Here is a 1,523-nt window from a genome sequence, read left to right on the forward strand (position 1 = left end):
GGTCAAGGGCGTCAAGAACGGGCCGTCGCCGAAATGGCTGCAGCAGCGGCTGATCGCCATCGGGCTGAGGCCGATCAGCGCGCTGGTCGACATTACCAATTACGTCACCTTCGACCGCGGCCGGCCGCTGCACGTCTTCGACGCCGCCAAGGTCGCCGGCAATCTGGTCGTGCGCCGCGCCAGGGATGGCGAAAAGGTCCAGGCGCTCGATGGGCGCGAGTACACGCTGACGCCGGAAATGTGCGTGATCGCCGACGATAATGGCGTCGAATCCATTGCCGGCATCATGGGCGGCGAGCATTCCGGCTGCGACGAGAACACGACGGACGTGCTGATCGAATCCGCTCTCTGGGACCCGATCACCACGGCCCGCACCGGCCGGACGCTCGGCATCATCACCGATGCACGCTATCGCTTCGAGCGCGGCGTCGACCCTGAATTCATGGTGCCGGGCGTCGAACTGGCGACCAAGCTGGTGATCGACTTCTGCGGCGGCACGCCCACGGAGACCGAGGTGGCCGGCTATGCCGGGCATCAGCCAAAGATCGTTTCCCTTCCGCTGTCGGAAGTGAAGCGGCTGACCGGCATCGAAGTGCCAAAGGCGGAGAGCCTCGACATTCTGTCGCGTCTAGGCTTCCACGCGCAGGGATCGGGCGACGTCGTCGACGTGACCGTGCCTTCCTGGCGCCCCGATGTCGACGGCAAGGCCGACCTGGTCGAGGAGGTGATGCGCATCCATGGCGTCGACAACATCGCGCCGCAGCCGCTCGGCGCGCATGACATGGTCAACGGCAAGATCCTGACGACGCTGCAGATCCGCACCCGTGCCGCCAAGCGTTCGCTTGCCGTGCGCGGCATGATGGAGGCCGTTACCTGGTCGTTCATTCCGGCCAGGCACGCCGAACTGTTCGGCGGCGGCCAGACGGCGCTGAAACTCGCCAACCCGATCGCCGCCGACATGTCCGACATGCGGCCCTCGCTGCTGCCGGGGCTGATTTCGGCTGCGCAGCGCAATGCCGACAAGGGCATCGGCGACGTGGCGCTGTTCGAGGTCTCGGGCACCTATGAGGGCGATGGCGCCGACCAGCAGCGGCGCGTCGCCGCCGGCGTGCGCCGCGGCACGGCCAAGCTCGACGGCTCCGGCCGCAACTGGGCCGGCAATTCCGGTCCGGTCGGGGTGTTCGACGCCAAGGCCGACGCGGTCGCCGCACTCGAAGCCTGCGGCGCGCCGGTCGAACGGCTGCAGATCGGGGCCGGCGGACCGGCCTGGTATCATCCCGGCCGTTCCGGCACCATCAAGCTCGGTCCGAAGACCGTGCTCGGCACTTTCGGTGAGTTCCATCCGAAGACGCTGGAAGGGCTCGATGTCTCCGGGCCGCTATGCGGCTTCGAAGTGTTCGTCGACGCCGTGCCCGAGCCGAAGGCAAAGCCGACCAAGACCAAGCCGAAGCTGGAACTCTCCGCCTTCCAGGCGGTGAAGCGCGATTTTGCTTTCGTCGTGGACAAGGCGGTCGAGGCGGGCA

General features: G+C 67.2%; 1 protein-coding gene. It reads left to right on the top strand.

The annotated features are described in order from the left end of the window. The coding region (locus EOA36_RS35180) for a phenylalanine--tRNA ligase subunit beta (protein WP_127281211.1) at positions 1 to 1,523 on the top strand (1,523 nt) is incomplete at both ends.

This window comes from Mesorhizobium sp. M8A.F.Ca.ET.021.01.1.1 (assembly GCF_003998025.1).
GTDB lineage: Bacteria > Pseudomonadota > Alphaproteobacteria > Rhizobiales > Rhizobiaceae > Mesorhizobium.